Genomic DNA, 21,860 nt, shown 5'->3' with positions numbered 1-21,860 from the left:
GCATAAATTTAAAGCCCGTAATTTTACTAATTACGGGCTTTTTTAATCGGGATAGGTTTGATTATAGCGCAGCTGCTTTTATTGCATCGCTAGATAGCATAAAATGCCCCGTTCATTAGCACAGTAGGTAAAGCAGTAATTATGCGAGTAGCACTTGGAGTTGAATACAACGGCGCACGCTATAGTGGTTGGCAACGACAATCACACGTAAACAGCGTACAACAAGAAGTAGAAACAGCGTTATCGCGTATTTGTAATCATCCGGTTGCAATTGTATGCGCAGGGCGTACCGATGCCGGTGTGCATGGTACCGGGCAAGTTGTGCACTTTGATACAGATGCACCACGCGATATGGTGGCATTTACTTTAGGCATGAATACATTGTTGCCAAAAGATATTGCTATTCGTTTTGCTCAGCCAGTGGCTGATGATTTTCATGCTCGTTTTAGTGCTACAGCACGCCGTTATCGTTATGTTATTTATAATAACCCACTTCGTGGTGCGGTATTAAACGAAGGTGTTACGCACTTTCATCACACGCTTGATGAAACTAAAATGCAAGAAGCGTGTCAGTATTTAATAGGTAAATACGACTTTACGTCGTTCCGCGCTATTCACTGCCAAGCAAATACTGCTATTAGAACAATTCAGCATTTATCGGTACAGCGCCAAGGCAGTTACGTTATTATAGATATTAAAGCCAATGCTTTTTTACATCATATGGTACGTAATATAACGGGTTGTTTAATGGATATAGGCTTACATAAACAACAACCTGTTTGGCTAAAAGAATTGCTAGATTTAAAAGAGCGAGCAAAGGCAAGTGCAACCGCTAAAGCTGCCGGTTTATACCTGGTAGATGTTGATTATCCTGAACAATTTAACATACCTAAAACGCCATTAGGACCTTTGTTTTTACCAGATATTAGTATTTAATTAGGTGGTTTTTAACTGTTTAATCTAAGCGCTGGCAACTACTAAGACCAGTTTTTGATACCGTGTTAGTGTAATTCATGTTTTAATTGAGAAAATTTGTTTGCATGATAAGCATGCAAGCTCGCGACACAGAACAGCATTAAGAGAGTTGCAAATGAGTTGGCTAGAAAAAATCTTACCTAAAACGACAAAAGCATCAGGTCGTAAAGAAATTCCAGAAGGTGTTTGGGCTAAGTGTACATCGTGTGATTCTATTTTGTATAAAGCCGAATTAGAAAAAGCATTGAATGTATGTCCTAAGTGCGATCATCATATGCGTATTAGTGGGCGTAAGCGCCTTGAGTATTTTTTAGATGAAGGTGACCGTGTAGAACTTGGTACACAGCACGAACCTAAAGATGTGCTTAAATTTAGAGACTCAAAAAAATACTCTGACCGTATTACAGCGGCGCAAAAATCAAGTGGTGAAAAAGACGCGCTTGTGGCAATGAAGGGACATTTAAAAGGTATTCCTGTAGCTGCTGTAGCATTTGAATTCTCATTTATGGGCGGTTCAATGGCATCGGTAGTAGGTGCACGTTTTGTTGACGCTGTTGATCAATGCTTAGAGCATAATATGCCACTTATTTGTTTTTCGGCTTCTGGCGGCGCACGTATGCAAGAAGCACTTATTTCATTAATGCAAATGGCTAAAACCAGTGCCGCGCTTGCTAAAATGACAGAAAAAGGCTTACCATTTATTTCAGTTATGACTGATCCAACAATGGGCGGTGTTTCTGCATCGCTTGCTATGTTGGGCGACATTAACGTAGGCGAGCCAAAAGCATTAATTGGTTTTGCAGGGCCGCGTGTTATTGAGCAGACAGTGCGTGAAACACTCCCTGAAGGTTTTCAGCGTAGTGAATTCTTGCTTGAACACGGTGCAATAGACATGATTATTGACCGTCGTGAAATGCGCGATACATTGGCACGCATTTTGGCTAAGTTTATGAACTTGCCTTCTACTGAGCAAGAGCATAGAGTAGCGTAAATTTAAGCTTTATTGATCTAACGCTATGACAAAAACAATTCCTAGCCAATCATCAAGCCTTGATGATTGGCTTTTTTATTTAGAAAGTGTTCACCCTGCAAATATTGCAATGGGGCTAGAACGCGTTGCCAGTGTTGCTAATAACATTGGGCTATTAAACACCTCAAGTAAAATTATTTTGATTGCCGGTACCAATGGTAAAGGCACCACAGCACGCTGCCTAGAGTCGTTACTTTTAGCGCAAGGCCTTAGCGTAGGTACGTATGCTTCACCACATTTAACGCACTATAACGAACGTGTACGGGTAAATGGGCAAGAGCTTAGCGATCAGTATCATGTTGATGCCTTTCATTTACTAGAACAAGGGCGCAAAGATACCGCACTCACTTATTTTGAATATGGCACCTTGGCTGCGCTGGCAATTTTTAAGCGCTGTGAGGTTGACTACGTACTCTTAGAGGTAGGTTTAGGCGGGCGTTATGACGCCACTAATATTGTTACGCCTTTTGCGAGTGTTATTACCACTATCGATTTAGATCACAAAGAATACTTAGGTGATACGCGCGAACTCGTTGCTTATGACAAAGCGGGTATTTTTCGTGAAAATACGCCGGCTATTATTGGCGATTTAAATATTCCCCATACCATGACTGATTATGGCGATGAAATAAATGCCAAGATGGTTTTATCAGGGAGTGACTTTATATTTAAAGAACACGCAGATACCTTTAGCTGGCAATACCAACAGTACAACCTTGAATTAGCTAAACCAGCAATTCCTAGTCAAAATGCAGCAACAGCGTTAACCACGCTAAGTGTGTTAAATTTACTCCCGAGTGAGTCGGTGATCAAAGCCTGTTTAGCAAACCTGGTTGTGGAAGGGCGTTTTGAGCAGTTAAGCGACCAACCCTTGGTATATACCGATGTAGCGCATAATCCTGAATCGGCTCGATATTTAGCAAGTAAATTACTAAGCTACAAAGATAAAGGCTTTAAAATTCATGCATTAGTCGCTATGCTTGCTGATAAAGATAAAGCAGGTGTGCTTAAAGAAGTAAGCCATTTAGTTGATCAATGGTCGTTAGCGAGTTTAAATGGCCCTCGTGGTGATAGCGCTAGCAACTTACAAAATGCGCTACAAAGCATACCGCATAATGATATTAAGCATAGTTATAATAGCGTAGCAGCAGCACTCGATGTAATTTTGCCAACACAACAAAACGACACAGTTTTGATTGTTTTTGGTTCATTTTTTACCGTTGCTGGCGCTATTGATTACTTTAAAAAATAGAGAGAATATCGGTGAACTCAAGTTTTATAAATCGCTTAGTCGGAACAAGTATCGTGGTAATAGCAGCAATTGTGTTTATACCTAACATACTTGATGGTGAAAAAGTGCACTATAAAGAAGGCTTTAAAGCGATTCCAGAACGCTCTGAGTTCAAAACAATCGATCTGCAGCAAGAAATTGATGAAAACGTAGCCGGGGCAGACTCGTTGCAACAAGATGAGATAGAAGACATTCAAGCAGATGATATCGCTTTTGAACAACAAGCTAATATTGCTCAAAGTGACTATACATCAGAAGCTAAAGTGGTAGAGGCGGTAATAGCGCCTAAAGCTCAACCACAAGCAGCTGCGCCGGTACAATCAATCAAGCCACGCCAAAACAATGAGAACCTAACCAGCATGGCTTATGTCATTCAATTAGGTAGTTTTTCTCATGCCGCAAACGTAAAAGCGCTGCAAGCAAAGCTGCAAGCTAAAGGGTTCAAAACCTTTACTAAGCCAGTAAAAACGCCAAACGGTACATTAACTAAAGTATTTGTTGGCCCATCGCTTAATAAAAATGAGTTACAAAAGCAATTACCAGCACTTAAAGAGCTAACTAAGCTCAATGGTAAAATAACGCAATTTGAAGTAACCAAGTAACGTATTGCACCTAGCCTTGTGTGCAAGGTTAGGTGTTTTTATTAGTCGTATTACACTTCTCATATGTTGGTCAAAACTATTTTAATTAAGGTTAAAATTTACTGTTTTGGGCAACCAGTTATCTCCCGCTTAAACTTGCATATTAACGATGTTTAGGTATAGAATGCGCCCCAAATTAGCGACTAATTGGTTCTTATGATCTGGGTTGATTACGCCATTCTTGGCATTATTGCACTATCTACCGTCATCGGTTTAATACGCGGCTTTGTTAAAGAAGCTATGTCATTAGCTGTATGGGCTGGCGCTTTTATCATCTCTAGCTTGTTCTATCAATATTTAGCTTCCTTCCTAACTACCATTTCTGAACCCCTTTTAAGAAATGCAGCGGCCATAGCCATATTATTCTTTGTGACGCTATTGTTGGGCGGTTTACTAAACTACATTTTAGGTGAATTAGTACAGCGTACTGGTTTATCAGGCACCGACCGTGTTTTTGGCATAGTGTTTGGTGCTCTTCGAGGCGTGTTGGTCGTGAGCGCGTTACTCTTCTTTCTTGATGCTTTTACAGGTGCGCCTAATACGCATTGGTGGGGCAACTCTATTTTGATTCCGGAATTTGGCTTTGTTGTTGAATGGTTTTTTTCATACCTTGAAAACAACTCAAGCTTTTTAAATTCAGTAAACCGTTAATCGGCGAGGATAAATTACATGTGTGGTATCGTTGGAATAGTCGGAACATCGCCAGTTAATCAGGCGATTTATGATGGCTTAACTGTTTTGCAGCATCGCGGCCAAGACGCCGCGGGTATTATTACCATTGACAACAATACGTTTAGCTTACGCAAAGCAAATGGTTTAGTGAGAGATGTATTTCACACTCGCCATATGAAACGATTGCAGGGAACAATTGGCATAGGCCATGTTCGTTACCCAACAGCAGGCTCGTCAAGCTCATCAGAAGCGCAGCCATTTTATGTAAACTCTCCTTTTGGTATTGCATTAGCACATAATGGCAACCTAACGAATGCAGAAGAGTTAAAAGAGCAATTGTTTTCAGAAGCACGACGCCATGTAAACACCACCTCTGACTCAGAAATATTGCTTAATATTCTTGCGCATGAGTTAAGTAAATCAAACAAGCTACAGCTTGGCGCAGAAGATATTTTTACCGCTATTACCGAAGTAAATAACAAAGTGAATGGCGGCTATGCTGCTATCGCGATGATTATTGGCCACGGTGTGGTGGCGTTTCGTGACCCTAATGGTATTCGTCCATTGGTATTTGGTAAACGCGAAAGCGCAAAAGGCACCGAATACATGTTTGCTTCAGAAAGTGTTGCACTAAAACAAGATGGTTTTGAATTTATTCGTGATGTAGCACCAGGTGAAGCCATTTATGTAACCGAAAACGGTGAATTTCACTCGTTAAGCTGTGCAGATAAAGTATCTTATTCACCATGTATTTTTGAGTTTGTTTATTTTGCTCGCCCCGATTCAACCATTGACCGTATGTCTGTTTATGCAGCACGGGTAAATATGGGAACTAAATTGGGTGAAAAAATAGCACGTGAGTGGGCTGATAAAGACATTGATGTGGTTATTCCTATTCCTGAAACATCGTGTGATATTGCGCTCGAAATAGCCCGTGTTCTTGATTTACCTTACCGCCAAGGTTTTGTTAAAAACCGTTACATTGGTCGCACATTTATTATGCCCGGCCAAGAGTTACGTAAAAAATCAGTGCGTCAAAAGTTAAATGCCATAGATCGTGAGTTTAAAGGTAAAAACGTATTACTGGTTGATGACTCAATTGTGCGTGGTACTACCTCAGCGCAAATAGTTGAAATGGCTAGAGAGTCGGGTGCTAAAAACGTTTATTTTGCATCAGCTGCTCCTGAAATACGTTTTCCTAATGTGTACGGTATTGATATGCCATCTGCAGCCGAGCTGATTGCTCATGGCCGTGAAGTGGAAGATATTAATGCAAGTATTGGTTCTGACGGTTTGATTTTTCAGTCATTAAAAGATTTGATTGCAGCGGTTGGCAAAGAAAACCCTGAAATCACTAAATTTGAAACATCAGTATTCGATGGCCAATATATAACTGGCGACATTGATCAAGATTACTTAAATCGTATTGATAAAATGCGTAATGACTCTGCAAAAAGTACTCGCGAAAATGCGATGTCTGCAGGGTTAGAGATTCATAATCAAGATGAAAACGAATCAGACTAATCGTTAAAAATATTTAAATAAAAAAGGAGCTAATTAGCTCCTTTTTTTTGTGCAAAAAAGCACAAATACTTTTACTCCAACGCGGTGCAGTGCTTATGTAAACATGGGGCTCACTATTCCATTAGTCCATAGCATAGCGGTAACCGCTAAAATAATAACCAGTAAAATTAAGCCACAAGTTACTACAGAGCTTGCGTAAATAAAGCCTCGTTCTTCTGGTATATGCATTAATATTGGCACACCGGTATAAAGTAAATAAACCGAGTAAGCCAAAGCAACCATGCCTACGCACACCACAAACCATAAGTGCGGTAAAAAAGCAGCTAGTGCCGACATAAACACCGGGGTTGCAGTATAAGCTGCTAGTTCGAGAGCTTGAGTGAAAGTGGGCTGAGCACCAAAGGTTACTCCCATCCAGTGGGCTAAATAAGCCAAAGCAAATATACCCGCAATTAGCGCCACATACATTGCAATTGCAATAAGTAGTGCACTGTCATGGGTTAAAAATACGGGGTTTCCTGTACCTATGCTCCATCCTAAATATACCGATGAATAGTACCCCATAACCGAGGGAAACAGCGCTATCAACACAATATGCGAGAGGCTATAAGTTAGGCTTTCATGGCGGTTATCAATTGTTTGCCATTCTTCAAGTGGGTGAGCGTAAAGCCCCCATAGGTGGTTTAGTATCATAGTGTTTACTCCATAAAAGTAACTTATTAGTTTTTTACTGTTTTATTTTTATACAGTCACTATACAGTTATGGTTCACTTGCAATACAAAGTCAAGGTAACATTGTATTAACATTTTGAAGTTGTAAATGATACCCATGTAAAAGTAGGCCGTGGTGATCTTTTAAAAAGGTTTCATGGTAAAATCGTTATTAAGTTTAAAGTTATACTGAGATATGCAAAAAGTGTCTACGCAACAATTATTAGCGCCAATTTTAAGTTTTTTAAAATGCGAAACCCCACAGCAGTGGGTTGATGAAGCGATAAAAAAAGAAAATTTATCGATTATATTAATCGACCATTTGATATGTGAATTAAAAGCAGCGCAATCAGCGATGTTTTTAATTCGTAAGTATGCGGTGGATAAAGAAAGTAGCGACGCTCTGCTTGAGTGGCTAAAACCGTTTGAAACATTAATTTATAAACGTGAAGGCAATTGGCGTGACTTAGCGGCTAAAAACAAGCTTACCAAGGCTATTATTCCTAAATCTAACTCGCCGTATGGGCAAGAGTTAATCGATAAAATGGTGATGCTAATAAAAGAAGAGTTGCATCATTTTTATCAAGTATTAGAAATTATGGACGAGTACGGTGTTGAATATAGAAGTATTACCCCATGTCGTTATGCTAAAGGTATGCTGCGTAATGTAAAAACCTTTGAGCCAGATGCTCTGGTCGATAAGCTTATAGTGGGTGCTTACATTGAGGCGCGATCGTGTGAGCGTTTTGCTAAGCTTGCTCCGCATGTAGATAAACGTTTAGGTGACTTTTATATATCGCTATTGCGCTCAGAAGCGCGACATTATCAAGATTATTTAACGCTGGCGCAAGAAATTGCCGACTTTGATATTACCGAGCGAGTGCAGTTTTTTGCAGAAAAAGAACGTGAGCTCATTGCAACGCCCGATACCGACTTTAAATTTCATAGCGGTATTCCTGCATTAAAAAACTACCTTTTGTAGCACTCATTTTACGCCTTAAAAGGAGTGCTAATTAACTTTTGAGCCTGTGGTGTAACCACTAAATATGAGCCTTGGGTGTACCAGTCACCTAAAACCGTACGCGTTAAAGTTTCTTGGTTTACTGTGTAAGTATGCACATTAGGGCGATGAGTATGACCGTGGATCATATTAGTGACCTGGTGCTTAGCAAAAGTAGCGAGTACGGCGTCATCAATCACATCGAGTATTTCAAGGGGTTTATTGGCTTGGCTAAGTTTACTTTTTTCACGTGCATTACGGGCTATTTTTTTACGATACCATAGTGGCATAGCCAACATTAGTTTTGGCCACCACCATCCACGGCTTTTACGACGAAACTTTTGGTACTCTATATCTTGAGTACACATTTCATCGCCATGTAAAATAACCGTTGGTGTACCGTATAAATCTATTACGGTTTGCTCATCAAGTAAGGTCATGCCTGCCATTGCGGCATACTTGTCGCGCATAATAAAGTCGCGATTACCATGAATAAAATAAACCGGTGTACCGCCATCACTGACTGCTTTTAAATGTTTTGCTACATTAGCGCTCAGCGTTGTAATGTAATCGTCGCCAACCCATACTTCAAAAAAATCACCTAAAATGTACAGTGCATCTACATCTTGATTAAGTATGTGCGTATTTAAAAAGCTAAAAAATGCCGCGCTAATATCAGGGCGGTTTTCACTTAGGTGTAAGTCGGCAATAAAATAAGTTTTGCGAGTCATAGATGAGTCTTTTTAGATAAAATAAAAGCGGGCTTATATAAATTAAGTAAATATTTAAACTTAATTTATATTAATACCCGCTTATATACTCACATAATGTGAGTAAACGCTATTAGTTAACAGTAACGCTTTCGATAATTACATCTTCAAGTGGTACGTCTTGATGAAAGCCGTTGCTACCAGTTGCTACGCCTTTAATTTTATTAACTATGTCCATGCCTTCAACAACTTCAGCAAATACACAGTAACCCCAGCCTTGCGACGTTTCGCTGCTGTGGTTTAAAAAATCGTTGTCGTTAACGTTAATGAAAAATTGCGCTGTAGCTGAATGAGGATCAGGCGTACGTGCCATTGCTAAAGTACCTACTTTATTTGATAGGCCATTGTTAGCTTCATTTTTAATTGGATCATTTACTTCTTTTTGATCCATACCAGGGATAAAACCACCGCCTTGAACCATAAAACCATCGATTACACGATGAAAGATAGTGCCGTTGAAAAAGCCAGCATTTGCATACTCTAAAAAGTTTTTAACTGTGTTTGGAGCTTCTTGAGCAAACATTTTAATGGTGATGTCACCAAAATTAGTGTGTAGAACAACCATGAGGTTTCCTGTATCTGGTTTAAATAGTCGCGCTATTTTATCTCAGTTAGCTAAGATTAACAAAGTAGATGTTTGCTTTGTTATAAAGCGCTAGAGCAGGGGCTTTTCAAGTGGTAACATAGCTGTTCAAGTTAATAGTCAAGGACTCAAAGTAAATGGTTAATATATACAACACACTAACGCGACAAAAAGAGCAATTTAAACCAATGGTCGAAGGCAAAATCGACATGTATGTGTGTGGTATCACCATTTATGATTACTGTCATATTGGGCATGCGCGTACCTTTGTTGGCTTCGATGTGATTGTTCGCTACCTTCGCCACATTGGTTACGATTTAAAATATGTGCGTAATATTACCGATGTTGATGACAAAATAATTAAACGCGCTAACGAAAATGGCGAGTCAATAAACGACTTAACTGTGCGCATGACGAAAGCCATGCATGAAGATTTTGATAGTTTAAACATGTTACGCCCCGATGTTGAACCAACAGTAACTGCGCACATGGATGAAATTATTGAAATGGTTGAGCGCTTAATTACCAAAGGCCATGCTTATGTTGCTGCCGATGGCGATGTATTGTTTGATGTTTCTACCTTTGAGCAGTACGGCGCATTATCGCAGCAAGATTTAACCATGCTGCAATCAGGATCGCGTGTTGAGGTTGCTCAAGATAAAGACGATCCGCTTGATTTTGTATTGTGGAAAAAAGCCAAAGCGGGTGAGCCATCATGGTCATCTCCATGGGGCGAAGGGCGTCCAGGTTGGCATATTGAATGTTCTGCTATGAGCTCAAAGCATTTGGGTGAGCATTTTGATATTCATGGTGGGGGTTCTGACTTACAGTTTCCGCATCACGAAAACGAAATTGCACAATCGTGCTGTGCAAATAATGGCAAGTATGTAAATACTTGGATCCACACGGGTATGGTGCAAGTAAATAAAGAAAAAATGTCTAAATCGTTAGATAACTTTTTTACTGTGCGTGAAGTGTTAAAACAGTACGATGCAGAATCAGTACGTTACTTTTTAATCTCGGGCCATTACCGCAGCCAGCTAAATTATTCGCAAGAAAATTTAGATCAAGCTCGCTCATCACTTGAACGTATTTATACAGCACTTCGTGGGGTTGAACCGGTAGCGTGTGAGCTTGATGACAACGAGTATGTTATTAAGTTTAGAAAGGCGATGGATGATGACTTTAATACACCAGAAGCATTACCTGTGTTGTTTGAGCTAGCTAAAGAGCTAAACCGCGTAAAAGATATTGATAGCCAGCAAGCAGGGCAGTTAGCATTTATACTAGGTAGCATAAGCGAAGTGCTAGGTGTTGCTCAGCAGGACCCAGAAGCCTTTTTACAAGGTGGGCAAGACGATGATGAAGTAGCACAAATTGAAGCGCTAATAGTTAAGCGTAACGATGCGCGTGCTAGTAAAAACTGGGCTGCTGCTGATGAAGCGCGCGATGCACTTAGTGCGTTAGGCGTAATACTAGAAGATTCAGCCGGTAAAACCACTTGGCGTAAAGCGTAATTGGTTTATTTCAAAAATAATAACTAACTTTATTTTTTGCATTAAAAAGGGTTGCCACTTGGCAACCCTTTTTTGATTCTGTTAGCGCTTAGCTATGATATTTTTCACACGCTTCGAGGGTGTTTTCAATCAAGCTTGCCACTGTCATAGGGCCTACACCACCAGGTACAGGGGTAATAAAGTCAGCTTTTTGCTCAGCAACACTATATTCAACATCACCCACTAACTTACCGCTATCTAAGCGGTTAATACCTACATCAATAACAATCGCACCTTCTTTAACCCAGTCACCAGGAATAAATTCAGGTTTACCAACTGCAACCACTAATAAATCGGCCCGACGAACATGGGTTTCTAAGTCTTGTGTAAACTTATGACAAACAGTGGTAGTGCAACCAGCTAACAATAGCTCTAGTGCCATAGGACGCCCTACAATATTAGATGCACCTACAACCACAGCATGCAATCCTTTATAACGCACACCCGTTGAGTCAAGTAAGGTAATAATACCTTTTGGTGTACAAGGACGAAGGGCTGGCATACGTTGGGCTAGTCGGCCTATATTGTAAGGATGAAAACCATCTACATCTTTATGCGGGGTAATACGTTCAAGAATCTTTTCTACATCAAGACCTTCAGGTAAAGGGAGTTGTACTAAAATACCGTCAATTTCTTGATCGTTGTTTAATTCATCAACTAACTCTAATAGTGTTTGCTCAGTGGTATTTGCTGGTAAATCAAAAGATTTAGAGATAAAACCAACTTCTTCACAGGCTTTACGTTTTGAGCCAACATAAACCTGACTCGCAGGGTCGAGTCCTACAAGCACTACTGCAAGACCGGGCGCACGAAGGTTTTGTGCTACTCGCTCTGAAACGCGTTGTGCAACTGCGCTACGTACTTGTTTTGCTATTGCTTTACCATCAATGATGTTTGCCGTCATGGGTGACCTTTAATTAGGGTTAATTAACTTGATACAGATACTTAAAATGGATATACAAAAAATAGGGGTAATGTAATAAAGAAATACTTACTTTATTAAATCCATTTTTAATATGTTTACTATTTTCGCAGAAAAGCACTAAAGCGCCAAGTTGCTTTTAGCTAATAGCGTATTTGATTATACAAAATAGTCTAAATTTCAGCCGGCTATTAGGTTATTCTGGCTATTATGAACTAAAAGTGAGCAATTGAATTGTTTTCTTAAAAAAACGTTTGACCTAACCCAGCCAAATCACTATTATGCACCCCGTTGTCAACGAGGTCACTCGCTAACAATTATAAGCATCGGCGATTAGCGCAGTTTGGTAGCGCACTTGGTTTGGGTCCAAGGGGTCGCAGGTTCAAATCCTGCATCGCCGACCACTTTCTTAAGTAATTAAGCTAAGTGGATATTATTTGGGTATTAATGCAATAGTACATTTGCACAAAGCCATTGTACTTACGTAATTAGCTTATTGGTAAACTATGAAGTTTTCGATGCGCCCATAGCTCAGCTGGATAGAGCAACGCCCTTCTAAGGCGTGGGTCGAAGGTTCGAATCCTTCTGGGTGCACCATTTGAAAACAAGTAAATGCCGTGGTGATTGTAGCTCAGTTGGTAGAGCCCCGGATTGTGATTCCGGTTGTCGTGGGTTCGAGCCCCATCAGTCACCCCAATTTACAAAGAGTATCGGCGATTAGCGCAGTTTGGTAGCGCACTTGGTTTGGGTCCAAGGGGTCGCAGGTTCAAATCCTGCATCGCCGACCATTTTCTTATAAATGGTCTTAAATACAGAGTTTAAGTATTCAAAAGTTAAGTATAAAAAATATATCGGCGATTAGCGCAGTTTGGTAGCGCACTTGGTTTGGGTCCAAGGGGTCGCAGGTTCAAATCCTGCATCGCCGACCATTTTCTTTATTAACAATAATAAATGAAAATGGTTTTGATATTACACGCACTACTCACTTCAAAATCAGTATTATCGAGCACTTTGTTAAAGCAGAGATTGTTAATATTCGAAAATAAATAATAAAAACTCACTAATAAACTATTTTAGAACTTATAAACTATAACTTTATACTTTTGATTAGCTGCTAAATTAGCCTGTTTTTTATTCGCTTGATTACTAATAACACAATTGTGCTTCAAAAAATTGTTTCCTACACTCGACTATCATCAATATTACGTTATAATGCCGCGTCTATTATTTTAATATAGTGCCCGCAGGGCAGAGCAGCAATGGTATCTGGTGGTAGCGACGAATGTTTTTAAGCCACAAAGGTTTAAATTTTATCAAGACTCCTAAAGATGACTTTGTGTGTAAAGAAGGCGAACAGTCGCCAAAATTGAAGATTGAGGTAAATCATGCAAGTTTCTGTTGAGACGACCCAAGGCCTTGAGCGCCGTCTGACCATCACCGTTCCTGCAGAGAACGTTGAGAATGAAGTAAAAAAACGCTTACAACAACTGTCAAAAACGCAGCGTATTGATGGCTTCCGTGCTGGTAAAGTTCCAGCATCAGTAATTAACAAGCGTTTTGGACCAGCAGTTCGTCAAGAAGTTGCTGGCGAAGTAATGCAACGTAATTTCTATGAAGCAATTGTTTCAGAAAAAATTAACCCAGCTGGCGCACCAACATTTGCTCCAAAAGCACTTGAAGCTGGTAAAGATTTAGAGTTTTCGGCTACGTTTGAAGTTTACCCTGAAGTTGAAGTTCAAGGTTTAGACAAAATTACAGTTGAAAAACCAGCCGTAACAGTAACTGACGAAGATTTAGCTAACATGCTAGAAACACTTCGTAAGCAACACGCAGACTGGGCTGAAGTTGATACAGCTGCTGGCGAAAACGACCGTGTAACGGTTGATTTTGTAGGTACTATCGACGGTGAAGTATTTGAAGGCGGCAAAGCTGAAGACTTCCCATTAGAACTTGGCCAAGGTCGTATGATCCCAGGTTTTGAAGATAATATCGTAGGTAAAAAAGCAGGCGAAGAAGCAATTGCTGACGTAACTTTCCCTGATGATTACCATGCTGAAAACTTAAAAGGTAAAGCGGCTCAATTCACTATCACAGTGAAAAAAGTTGAAGCGCAAGAGTTACCTGAATTAAGCGAAGAATTTGCAACTAAATTCGGTGTTACCGAAGGTGGTGTTGACGCGCTTAAAGTTGAAGTTAAAAAGAACATGACACGTGAGCTAGACCAAGCGGTTAAAGCTAACGTTAAAGATCAAGCTATTAAAGGTCTTTTAGCGAACAACGAAATTGAAGTGCCTAAAGCACTAGTTGATCAAGAAGTTGACGCATTACGTCAGCAAGCTGCTCAACGTTTTGGTGGCGATGCGCAAAACATGCCTGAGCTTCCTGCTGAATTGTTCCATGAGCAAGCAGTAACACGTGTTAAAACTGGCCTTTTATTAGGTGAAGTGATTAAAGCTAACGAGATTAAAGTTGACGACGCTAAAGTTGAAGCATTAATCGCAACGGTAGCTTCTGCATACGAAGATCCAACTGAAGTAGTAGAATACTACAAAGCGAATGATCAACTTATGCAGCAAATGCGTAATGTAGCAATGGAAGAGCAAGCTGTTGAGGCTATCTTAGCTAAAGCAACTGTGACTGACGTTGAAACAGCATTTGACGACATCATGAATCCACAGCAAGGTGCTTAATAAGTCATTGACTTAAGTGCTCGCTAACGATTAAATGGCTCGTGTTACTCTGTTTATGCAGTGTGCTCGGGCCATTTTAGTTTGTGGTTCTTAATTTGCGAAAAATGATAACTATGCTTTTCTTTAATAAGGACAAGTATAAGCGCATAAGGAATTAAATAAGTATGAATATTGGTATTACAGATCCCCTAAACGCATTGGTCCCTATGGTTGTTGAACAAACACCTAAAGGCGAGCGCTCGTATGACATTTATTCGAGATTATTAAAAGAGCGTATTATCTTTTTAACGGGTCCTGTTGAAGACAACATGGCAAACCTGATTTTAGCGCAAATGTTGTTCTTAGAATCAGAAAACCCAGATAAAGATATCTTTTTATATATAAACTCACCAGGTGGTTCGGTTACTGCGGGTATGGCAATTTACGACACAATGAACTTCATTAAACCAGATGTAAGTACAATTTGTGTAGGTCAAGCTGCTAGCATGGGTGCTTTTTTACTTACCGCTGGGGCAAAGGGCAAACGTTTTTGTCTACCGAACTCGCGCGTAATGATCCACCAACCATTAGGTGGTTTCCAAGGTCAAGCATCTGACTTTGAAATACATGCCAAAGAAATCCTGTCTATTAAAGACAAGCTAAACCGCTTAATGGCTGAGCATACAGGCCAACCATTAGACGTGATTTCTAAAGACACTGATCGTGATAACTTTATGAGTGCTGATCAAGCTGTAGATTACGGCATTGTAGACTCAGTATTTAAAAATCGCGCTAGCAAGTAAGCGTTTGGCAAACAGCTAGGCTGTTTGCCACTTTGAGTTACTATGCGAAAAAATTAAATTTTGGTATAGTTAAAACGTATTGAAATAGCCATCGATCAATTTGGTGGCCAACGTATAAAATGAGGTAGCTGAATGTCTGACACTCCTACAGACGGCGACAAAAGTAGTAAATTGTTATACTGTTCTTTTTGCGGCAAAAGCCAACATGAAGTACGCAAATTAATTGCAGGCCCTTCAGTATATGTTTGTGATGAATGTGTAGAGTTGTGTAACGATATTATCAGAGAAGAAATAAAAGACATTGCGCCTAAGCACGATGCCTCTGACAAACTACCTGTACCAAAAGAAATTCGTAAACACTTAGACGACTATGTTATTGGCCAAGACCATGCTAAAAAAGTATTGTCTGTAGCGGTATACAACCATTACAAACGCCTACGTAATCAGTCGACTAAGCAAGATATTGAACTAAGTAAAAGTAATATCTTATTAATTGGTCCTACAGGTAGTGGTAAAACATTACTAGCAGAAACGTTAGCACGCTTATTAGATGTGCCGTTTACTATGGCCGATGCAACCACATTAACCGAAGCGGGTTATGTGGGTGAAGATGTTGAAAACATCATTCAAAAGCTGTTACAAAAATGCGATTACGATGTAGAAAAAGCACAACGTGGTATTGTTTACATAGATGAAATTGATAAAATTTCTCGTAAATCAGACAACCCGTCAATTACGCGTGATGTATCAGGCGAAGGCGTGCAACAAGCACTACTTAAACTGATAGAAGGCACCATAGCTTCGGTTCCACCACAAGGTGGCCGTAAGCACCCACAGCAAGAGTTTTTACAAGTAGATACGTCTAAAATCTTGTTTATTTGTGGTGGCGCATTCTCAGGTCTTGATAAAGTGATTGAGCAACGTAGCCATAAAAATACCGGTATTGGTTTTGGTGTTGATGTTAAAGAGTCTGCAGCGAGCCGTTCTTTAAGTGATACATTTAAAGACGTAGAGCCAGAGGATTTAGTTAAGTACGGCTTGATCCCTGAGTTTATCGGCCGTTTACCGGTAGTTGCTACATTAACTGAACTTGATGAAGCTGCACTAATACAAATTTTAAGTGAGCCTAAAAACGCCATTACTAAACAGTTTTCAGTATTGTTTGGTATGGAAGATGTTGAGCTTGAGTTTCGCGATGATGCCTTAGCTGCAATTGCCCACAAAGCAATGGAGCGTAAAACAGGTGCTCGTGGTTTGCGTTCAATCGTTGAAGGTGTATTACTTGATACTATGTATGAGCTACCTTCTATGGATAATGTAAGCAAAGTGGTTATAGATGAAACCGTAATTAAAGGTGAATCAGACCCAATTTTGATTTATGAAAATAATAATCAAGATAAAGCAGCATCTGAGTAGTTTTTAAGCTATTTGATTTAAAAAGGAGCCTAAGGCTCCTTTTTTTATAATTAATTTAATTGAGTACGGGAAAATCGTTGAACTTTAATTAGGTTATCCCCATATACTTGAGTAATCTTTAAAATAAATGAAGTGCAAAGAGAAATATAATGACGCTTGAGAGAACCGATCGAGTCGAAATCCCAGTATTAGCACTGCGCGATGTAGTGGTATACCCGCACATGGTGATCCCGCTTTTTGTAGGCCGTGAAAAATCAATAAAATGCCTTGAAGCGGCAATGGATAAAGACAAACAAATTTTCTTGGTTGCCCAAAAAGATGCAACCGTAGATGAGCCTGAGCAAGATGATATTTATCGTGTTGGTACTATTGCCACTGTACTTCAGTTATTAAAGTTACCAGACGGTACAGTAAAAGTTTTAGTAGAAGGTACGCAGCGCGCAAAAATTGAAGAATTTATTGATAGCGAAGAATTTTTTGTAGCTAATGCGCAGTTTATTGAATCAGAATCAATAGATGAGCATGAGCAAGATGTGTTTATTCGCAGCGCAATTAGCCAATTTGAAGGCTATGTAAAACTCAATAAAAAAATCCCACCAGAAGTACTTACTTCGGTTTCGGGGATTGACGATCCGGCGCGCCTTGCCGATACCATGGCAGCTCATATGCCATTAAAAGTGCCTGAAAAACAAAAAGTATTAGAAACCTCAAGTGTTACCGAACGCTTAGAATACTTAATGGCGCTAATGGAAGGCGAAATAGATTTACTGCAAGTTGAGAAAAAAATACGTAGCCGCGTTAAAAAGCAGATGGAAAAATCACAGCGCGAGTATTACCTCAATGAGCAAATGAAAGCTATTCAAAAAGAGCTCGGTGAACTTGATGATGTGCCAGACGAGTTTGAAGCGCTGAAAAAGCGTATTGAAGAGTCGGGCATGCCAACCGAAGCAAAAGAAAAAGCGACGGCTGAGTTAAGTAAGCTAAAAATGATGTCGCCAATGTCGGCAGAAGCCAGTGTAGTGCGCTCATACATAGATACACTAATTAGTGTACCGTGGAAAAAACGCTCAAAAGTTAAAAAAGATTTAGCTGGCGCGCAAAAAATACTTGATAGCGACCATTACGGCTTAGAAAAAGTTAAAGAACGTATTTTAGAGTACCTAGCGGTGCAACAACGTACTAACAAGCTTAAAGGGCCTATTTTGTGTCTAGTAGGGCCGCCTGGTGTGGGTAAAACCTCTTTAGGTCAATCTATTGCACGCTCTACCGGCCGTAAGTATATTCGTATGGCGCTTGGCGGTGTACGTGATGAAGCTGAAATTCGTGGCCATCGTCGTACTTACATTGGCTCAATGCCAGGTAAAATGATTCAGAATATGACAAAAGTGGGCGTTAAAAACCCATTGTTTTTACTTGATGAAATCGACAAAATGTCATCAGACATGCGTGGTGATCCCGCATCTGCATTACTTGAGGTGTTAGATCCTGAGCAAAATAGTCATTTTGCCGATCACTACCTAGAAGTTGACTACGATTTGTCGGATGTGATGTTTGTTGCTACATCAAACAGCTTTAACATTCCAGGGCCGTTACTAGATCGAATGGAAGTTATTCGTTTGTCGGGTTACACCGAAGATGAAAAACTAAATATTGCTAAACAGCACTTAATTACCAAGCAAGTTAAGCGTAATGGCTTAAAAGAGCATGAAATTGAGATAGCCGATAGTGCCATTACCGGTATTATTCGTTATTACACGCGTGAAGCGGGTGTACGTAATTTAGAGCGCGAAATATCTAAACTATGTCGTAAAGCGGTTAAAAATATTTTAATCGAAAAAGACACCACAACAGTCACTATCGATGAGCACAACCTAGAGGACTTTTTAGGGGTGCAACGCTTTGATTACGGTAAAGCAGAAGACGGCGACCGTATTGGCCAAGTTACCGGCCTTGCATGGACTGAAGTGGGCGGCGACTTGCTAACTATTGAATGCGCCGCAGTACCAGGTAAAGGTAAGCTTAGCTATACCGGCTCATTAGGTGATGTAATGCAAGAGTCGATACAAGCAGCCATGACAGTAGTACGAAACCGAGCGGAAGAGTTTCGTATTAGCAGTGATTTTTATGAAAAGCGCGATATTCATGTACACGTACCTGAAGGCGCAACGCCTAAAGATGGTCCAAGTGCAGGTGCTGCTATGGTAACTGGTTTAGTGTCGAGCTTAACGGGTAATCCGGTACGTGCCGATGTTGCAATGACAGGCGAAATTACATTGCGTGGTGAAGTACTACCAATTGGTGGCTTAAAAGAGAAATTATTAGCAGCGCATCGCGGCGGTATTAAAACGGTTATTATTCCAAAAATTAACGAACGTGACCTAAAAGAGATCCCAGACAACGTATTGGCTGGCCTCGATATTCACCCAGTGACATGGATTGATGAAGTATTAAAACTTGCTTTAGTGCACCCAGTTGATAGTTTTTCAGTCGAAACGCCGAAAAACCGATAAAAAACGCTAAAAAAGTGCTTTTAGGGGCTTTTCAAATCTAAACGGTATGATAAGTTAAGCACTGGTTTTCAAGCCTAGCCCTTATGGTTACTAGGCTTAAGAAAAATATAATCGTATGAGCATAATAGTTTGCTCTAAATTTTCAAAACAGTGATGTTAGTAAAAAACAATCGCTCTTGATAACAACAATTAAAGAGGATGATATTGTGAATAAATCTCAATTAATCGATCAAATCGCAGCTGATGCTGACATTTCTAAAGCGGCTGCAGGTCGTGCACTAGATTCATTTATCGAATCAGTTACTGGCGCACTTAAAGAAGGCGACTCAGTTGCACTTGTTGGTTTTGGTACTTTTTCAGTTCGTGACCGTGCTGCACGTTCAGGCCGTAACCCACAAACTGGCGAAACAATTCAAATTGCTGCTGCAACTATCCCTGCATTTAAAGCAGGTAAAGCACTAAAAGACGCAGTAAACTAATCACTGTTTTAAACACATTAGTTGTGGCGAGTGTAAAAATACTTAATGACCACAGAAGATGAATTAAGTAACTTTACCGCCAGTTACTTCAAGTGAAAAAGCGTATCTGGTAAGATACGCTTTTTTTACATATGACAAGGTAAAAACCTTGCTCAGAAAAGAGATAAACAAATGCTTGAGAAAATCAGAGAAGGTTCGCAAGGACCTATAGCCAAAGTAATTTTAGGCGCCGTGATTTTATCTTTTGCTTTAGCAGGAATTGGTAGTTACCTAGGTCAAACCACAGAACAACCTGTTGCTGAAGTAAATGGTATTAAAATTAGTCAAACCGAATTTAATCGTGCGTTTCAAAATGAACGAGGCCGATTAGAGCAACAGTTTGGTGAATACTTTACCCAAATTGCAGCCGATCCAAATTACATGGCGCAAATACGCCAAGGTGTAATTGACCGTTTAGTACAACAAGAACTGCAAACTCAACTAGCGGCAGAGTTAGGCCTTCGTGTAAGCGATGAAAGTGTAAGACAAACCATTTTAGAATTACCTTATTTTAAAATTGGTGAAAGCTTTAACAACGACCGTTACTTGCAAGTTATTCGTCAAATGAACTTTCAACCAGACTCATTTCGCGAGTATTTACGTAAAGACATGACACGCAGCCAGCTTGTATCTGCTGTTGCGGGAAGTGATTTTGCGCTAAAAAATGAACTTGACAGTGCCATTGCTCTACAACAACAAACGCGCAGCATTGACTACCTAGTAGTTAATAAAGAAGCAATGCAAGACAGTGTTGTAGTGAGTGAGCAAGAAATAGCAGATTACTATGAATTAAATAGCGGCCAGTTTTTATCTCCTGAGCGTTTATCGGTTAATTACATAGAGCTAAAAGCGCAAGACATTACAGTTGCTTCAGTAACTGAAGATGACGTAAAAGCCTATTACGAACAAAGTAAAGCGCAATACGTTGAGCCTGAAAAGCGTCGTGTTTCGCATATTTTAATTGATAACAGTGAAGACGATGATGCAGCTAAAGCAAAAGCAGAGTCTTTATTAGCGCAATTAAATCAAGGTGCTGATTTTGCCGAGCTAGCAGAATCATCGTCTGATGATATTGTAAGTGGCGAAATGGGTGGCGATTTAGAGTGGATAGAACGTGATGTAATGGATCCTGTTTTTGAAGACGCAGCATTTGCGCTCGAAAATAAAGGTGACTACTCAGACGTTATAGCATCAGAATTTGGTTACCACATTATTAAACTAACCGACCTACAGGCACAGCAAGTAAAAGCCTACGATGATGTAAAAGCAGATTTACGTGCAGAACTAGAAAAAGCTGAAAAAGTAGATGCATTTTACGAAAAGCAAACAGAAATGGCCGCGCTTGCGTTTGAAATTTCAGACCGCTTAGTTGATGCAGCAGAAGCCGCGGGTGTAGAGATTAAGTCTACTCCACTTGTAGCGCTAAATGAGCTACCAGAGCCGTTAAACAGCCCTGCAGTTATTACAGCATTAACATCAGTTGATTTACTTGAAGATAAAGTAAACTCAGAGCTGATTGAGTTAGGTAATGAGCATGTTATTGTGGTGCGTGTTAATGAACATGAGCCAGCTGCCACTAAAGCACTAAGCGATGTAAGCGAGCAAATTAAAGCCAGCTTAGTTAACGAGAAAACATCAGCGCTTGCTAAAGAAAAAGCCCGTACACTCTTTGCAGAAGTACAAGCAGGCAAGAGCTTAAATGACGTTGCCGCTGAGCAAAACCTAACAGTTCGCCAAGAAGCGCAGTTAACGCGTCAGAGCTATACTGTTTCGCCAGCTATTGTGACGCAAACATTTAAAATGGCTCACCCAACTGATTCAGCAATCGTTGAGCTAGTTAATTTAAATAATGGTGATGCTGCGATTGTTGCGCTTAAATCGGTAACGAACGCTGAAGTTGCAGATGATATTGACCCACAAATTCAGCAAAACATTACCATGGCACAAGCAAACAAAAACTACATGGTGTTTATTGAGTCATTAAAAGCTCAAGCGAAAATTAACTTACCAAATGTAGCGCAAGCCCCAGAGTAAAATTCGTAATTAAATAATTAAAAGGCGCTTTTTTAAAGCGCCTTTTTTATTTGTAAAAAGCAGCTATTAGGAAAAGTAGTTATGAGTAAGATCAGTTATTACTAAAAGAAGGTGCCAGATATCAGTAAGTGATTAACCAAACTTGGTATTTAGGTTTACAGTTGAAATATTTTTAATGCAGACACCCACCCTAATATTTGTAATATCAGTGTAATTAACTATGCTCTGGTTAGTG

Annotated in this window: 17 protein-coding genes, 5 tRNA genes and 1 pseudogene; 19 read left to right on the top strand and 4 right to left on the bottom strand. The window is 39.9% G+C overall.

Translation table 11 applies throughout. From position 1 onward, the window contains the following. Positions 1-141 precede the first annotated feature (141 nt). From truA to purF, 6 genes are all read left to right on the top strand, one after another. Entirely contained in the window at positions 142-936 is a 795-nt protein-coding gene (gene truA, locus AAEY55_RS00560; protein WP_011328733.1) for a tRNA pseudouridine(38-40) synthase TruA, read from the top strand. A 154-nt stretch (positions 937-1,090) separates the two neighbouring features. Further along, complete coding sequence (gene accD, locus AAEY55_RS00555; protein ID WP_011328732.1) at positions 1,091-1,966, top strand: acetyl-CoA carboxylase, carboxyltransferase subunit beta; 876 nt, start codon at positions 1,091-1,093, stop codon at positions 1,964-1,966. Positions 1,967-1,991: 25 nt separating this feature from the next. After that, positions 1,992-3,257, top strand: coding sequence for a bifunctional tetrahydrofolate synthase/dihydrofolate synthase (gene folC, locus AAEY55_RS00550; protein ID WP_086998467.1), 1,266 nt, complete (start codon positions 1,992-1,994; stop codon positions 3,255-3,257). Between the two features lie 11 nt (positions 3,258-3,268). Further along, complete coding sequence (locus AAEY55_RS00545; protein WP_179808016.1) at positions 3,269-3,898, top strand: SPOR domain-containing protein; 630 nt, start codon at positions 3,269-3,271, stop codon at positions 3,896-3,898. Between the two features lie 195 nt (positions 3,899-4,093). After that, the gene (locus tag AAEY55_RS00540) at positions 4,094-4,588 is read left to right on the top strand and encodes a CvpA family protein (protein WP_041454502.1); all 495 of its coding nucleotides are present in this window, start codon (positions 4,094-4,096) and stop codon (positions 4,586-4,588) included. Positions 4,589-4,606: 18 nt separating this feature from the next. Beyond that, complete coding sequence (purF, locus tag AAEY55_RS00535) at positions 4,607-6,133, top strand: amidophosphoribosyltransferase (RefSeq protein ID WP_089368566.1); 1,527 nt, start codon at positions 4,607-4,609, stop codon at positions 6,131-6,133. A 93-nt stretch (positions 6,134-6,226) separates the two neighbouring features. Here the strand turns inward: purF and AAEY55_RS00530 are convergent, their stop codons facing one another. After that, positions 6,227-6,826 (bottom strand): Yip1 family protein, encoded by a 600-nt coding sequence (locus tag AAEY55_RS00530; protein WP_011328727.1) that lies wholly within the window; start codon positions 6,824-6,826, stop codon positions 6,227-6,229. A gap of 223 nt (positions 6,827-7,049) precedes the next feature. On the opposite strand from AAEY55_RS00530, the gene miaE reads away from it, so the two are divergent. Continuing rightward, positions 7,050-7,826, top strand: a complete 777-nt coding sequence (miaE, locus tag AAEY55_RS00525; RefSeq protein WP_350549806.1) for a tRNA isopentenyl-2-thiomethyl-A-37 hydroxylase MiaE — start codon at positions 7,050-7,052, stop codon at positions 7,824-7,826. A gap of 8 nt (positions 7,827-7,834) precedes the next feature. Here the strand turns inward: miaE and AAEY55_RS00520 are convergent, their stop codons facing one another. Both AAEY55_RS00520 and AAEY55_RS00515 read right to left on the bottom strand, forming a co-directional pair. Further along, positions 7,835-8,575, bottom strand: a complete 741-nt coding sequence (locus AAEY55_RS00520; protein ID WP_011328725.1) for a UDP-2,3-diacylglucosamine diphosphatase — start codon at positions 8,573-8,575, stop codon at positions 7,835-7,837. A 112-nt stretch (positions 8,576-8,687) separates the two neighbouring features. Further along, positions 8,688-9,179 carry a peptidylprolyl isomerase gene (locus tag AAEY55_RS00515; protein WP_193039041.1) on the bottom strand — a complete coding sequence of 164 codons (492 nt, stop codon included), beginning with the start codon at positions 9,177-9,179 and terminating at the stop codon, positions 8,688-8,690. 155 nt (positions 9,180-9,334) lie between these two features. On the opposite strand from AAEY55_RS00515, the gene cysS reads away from it, so the two are divergent. Beyond that, on the top strand, positions 9,335-10,714 hold the full coding sequence (gene cysS, locus AAEY55_RS00510) for a cysteine--tRNA ligase (protein WP_086993300.1): 1,380 nt from the start codon (positions 9,335-9,337) through the stop codon (positions 10,712-10,714). 88 nt (positions 10,715-10,802) lie between these two features. Here cysS and folD read toward each other — a convergent pair whose 3' ends face one another. Continuing rightward, positions 10,803-11,657, bottom strand: coding sequence for a bifunctional methylenetetrahydrofolate dehydrogenase/methenyltetrahydrofolate cyclohydrolase FolD (gene folD, locus AAEY55_RS00505; protein WP_350549577.1), 855 nt, complete (start codon positions 11,655-11,657; stop codon positions 10,803-10,805). A 345-nt stretch (positions 11,658-12,002) separates the two neighbouring features. On the opposite strand from folD, the gene AAEY55_RS00500 reads away from it, so the two are divergent. The 11 genes and pseudogenes from AAEY55_RS00500 (at position 12,003) to AAEY55_RS00450 (ending at position 21,625) form a co-directional block, all read left to right on the top strand. After that, positions 12,003-12,079, top strand: a tRNA-Pro gene (locus AAEY55_RS00500). Positions 12,080-12,195: 116 nt separating this feature from the next. Further along, positions 12,196-12,272 (top strand) — tRNA-Arg (locus AAEY55_RS00495). Between the two features lie 23 nt (positions 12,273-12,295). After that, positions 12,296-12,371, top strand: a tRNA-His gene (locus tag AAEY55_RS00490). A 15-nt stretch (positions 12,372-12,386) separates the two neighbouring features. Continuing rightward, positions 12,387-12,463, top strand: a tRNA-Pro gene (locus AAEY55_RS00485). A gap of 64 nt (positions 12,464-12,527) precedes the next feature. Beyond that, positions 12,528-12,604, top strand: a tRNA-Pro gene (locus AAEY55_RS00480). Between the two features lie 456 nt (positions 12,605-13,060). Then, complete coding sequence (tig, locus tag AAEY55_RS00475; RefSeq protein WP_011328721.1) at positions 13,061-14,365, top strand: trigger factor; 1,305 nt, start codon at positions 13,061-13,063, stop codon at positions 14,363-14,365. A 164-nt stretch (positions 14,366-14,529) separates the two neighbouring features. Next, the gene (gene clpP / locus AAEY55_RS00470) at positions 14,530-15,147 is read left to right on the top strand and encodes an ATP-dependent Clp endopeptidase proteolytic subunit ClpP (protein ID WP_011328720.1); all 618 of its coding nucleotides are present in this window, start codon (positions 14,530-14,532) and stop codon (positions 15,145-15,147) included. A gap of 132 nt (positions 15,148-15,279) precedes the next feature. Further along, a complete protein-coding gene (gene clpX / locus AAEY55_RS00465; protein ID WP_011328719.1) occupies positions 15,280-16,563 on the top strand; it encodes an ATP-dependent protease ATP-binding subunit ClpX in 1,284 nt (427 codons plus the stop codon). 149 nt (positions 16,564-16,712) lie between these two features. After that, the gene (gene lon, locus AAEY55_RS00460; protein WP_350549574.1) at positions 16,713-19,073 is read left to right on the top strand and encodes an endopeptidase La; all 2,361 of its coding nucleotides are present in this window, start codon (positions 16,713-16,715) and stop codon (positions 19,071-19,073) included. Positions 19,074-19,243: 170 nt separating this feature from the next. Beyond that, a pseudogene (locus tag AAEY55_RS00455) lies at positions 19,244-19,552 on the top strand (HU family DNA-binding protein); the annotation flags it as partial. 171 nt (positions 19,553-19,723) lie between these two features. Further along, the gene (locus AAEY55_RS00450) at positions 19,724-21,625 is read left to right on the top strand and encodes a SurA N-terminal domain-containing protein (protein WP_350549571.1); all 1,902 of its coding nucleotides are present in this window, start codon (positions 19,724-19,726) and stop codon (positions 21,623-21,625) included. The last annotated feature ends 235 nt before the right edge of the window (positions 21,626-21,860 follow it).

Source organism: Pseudoalteromonas sp. 120-MNA-CIBAN-0494 (genome assembly GCF_040308885.1).
GTDB lineage: Bacteria > Pseudomonadota > Gammaproteobacteria > Enterobacterales > Alteromonadaceae > Pseudoalteromonas > Pseudoalteromonas nigrifaciens.
Note: the sequence above shows the minus strand (reverse complement) of the source record. Positions and strands in the feature narration are given on the sequence as shown.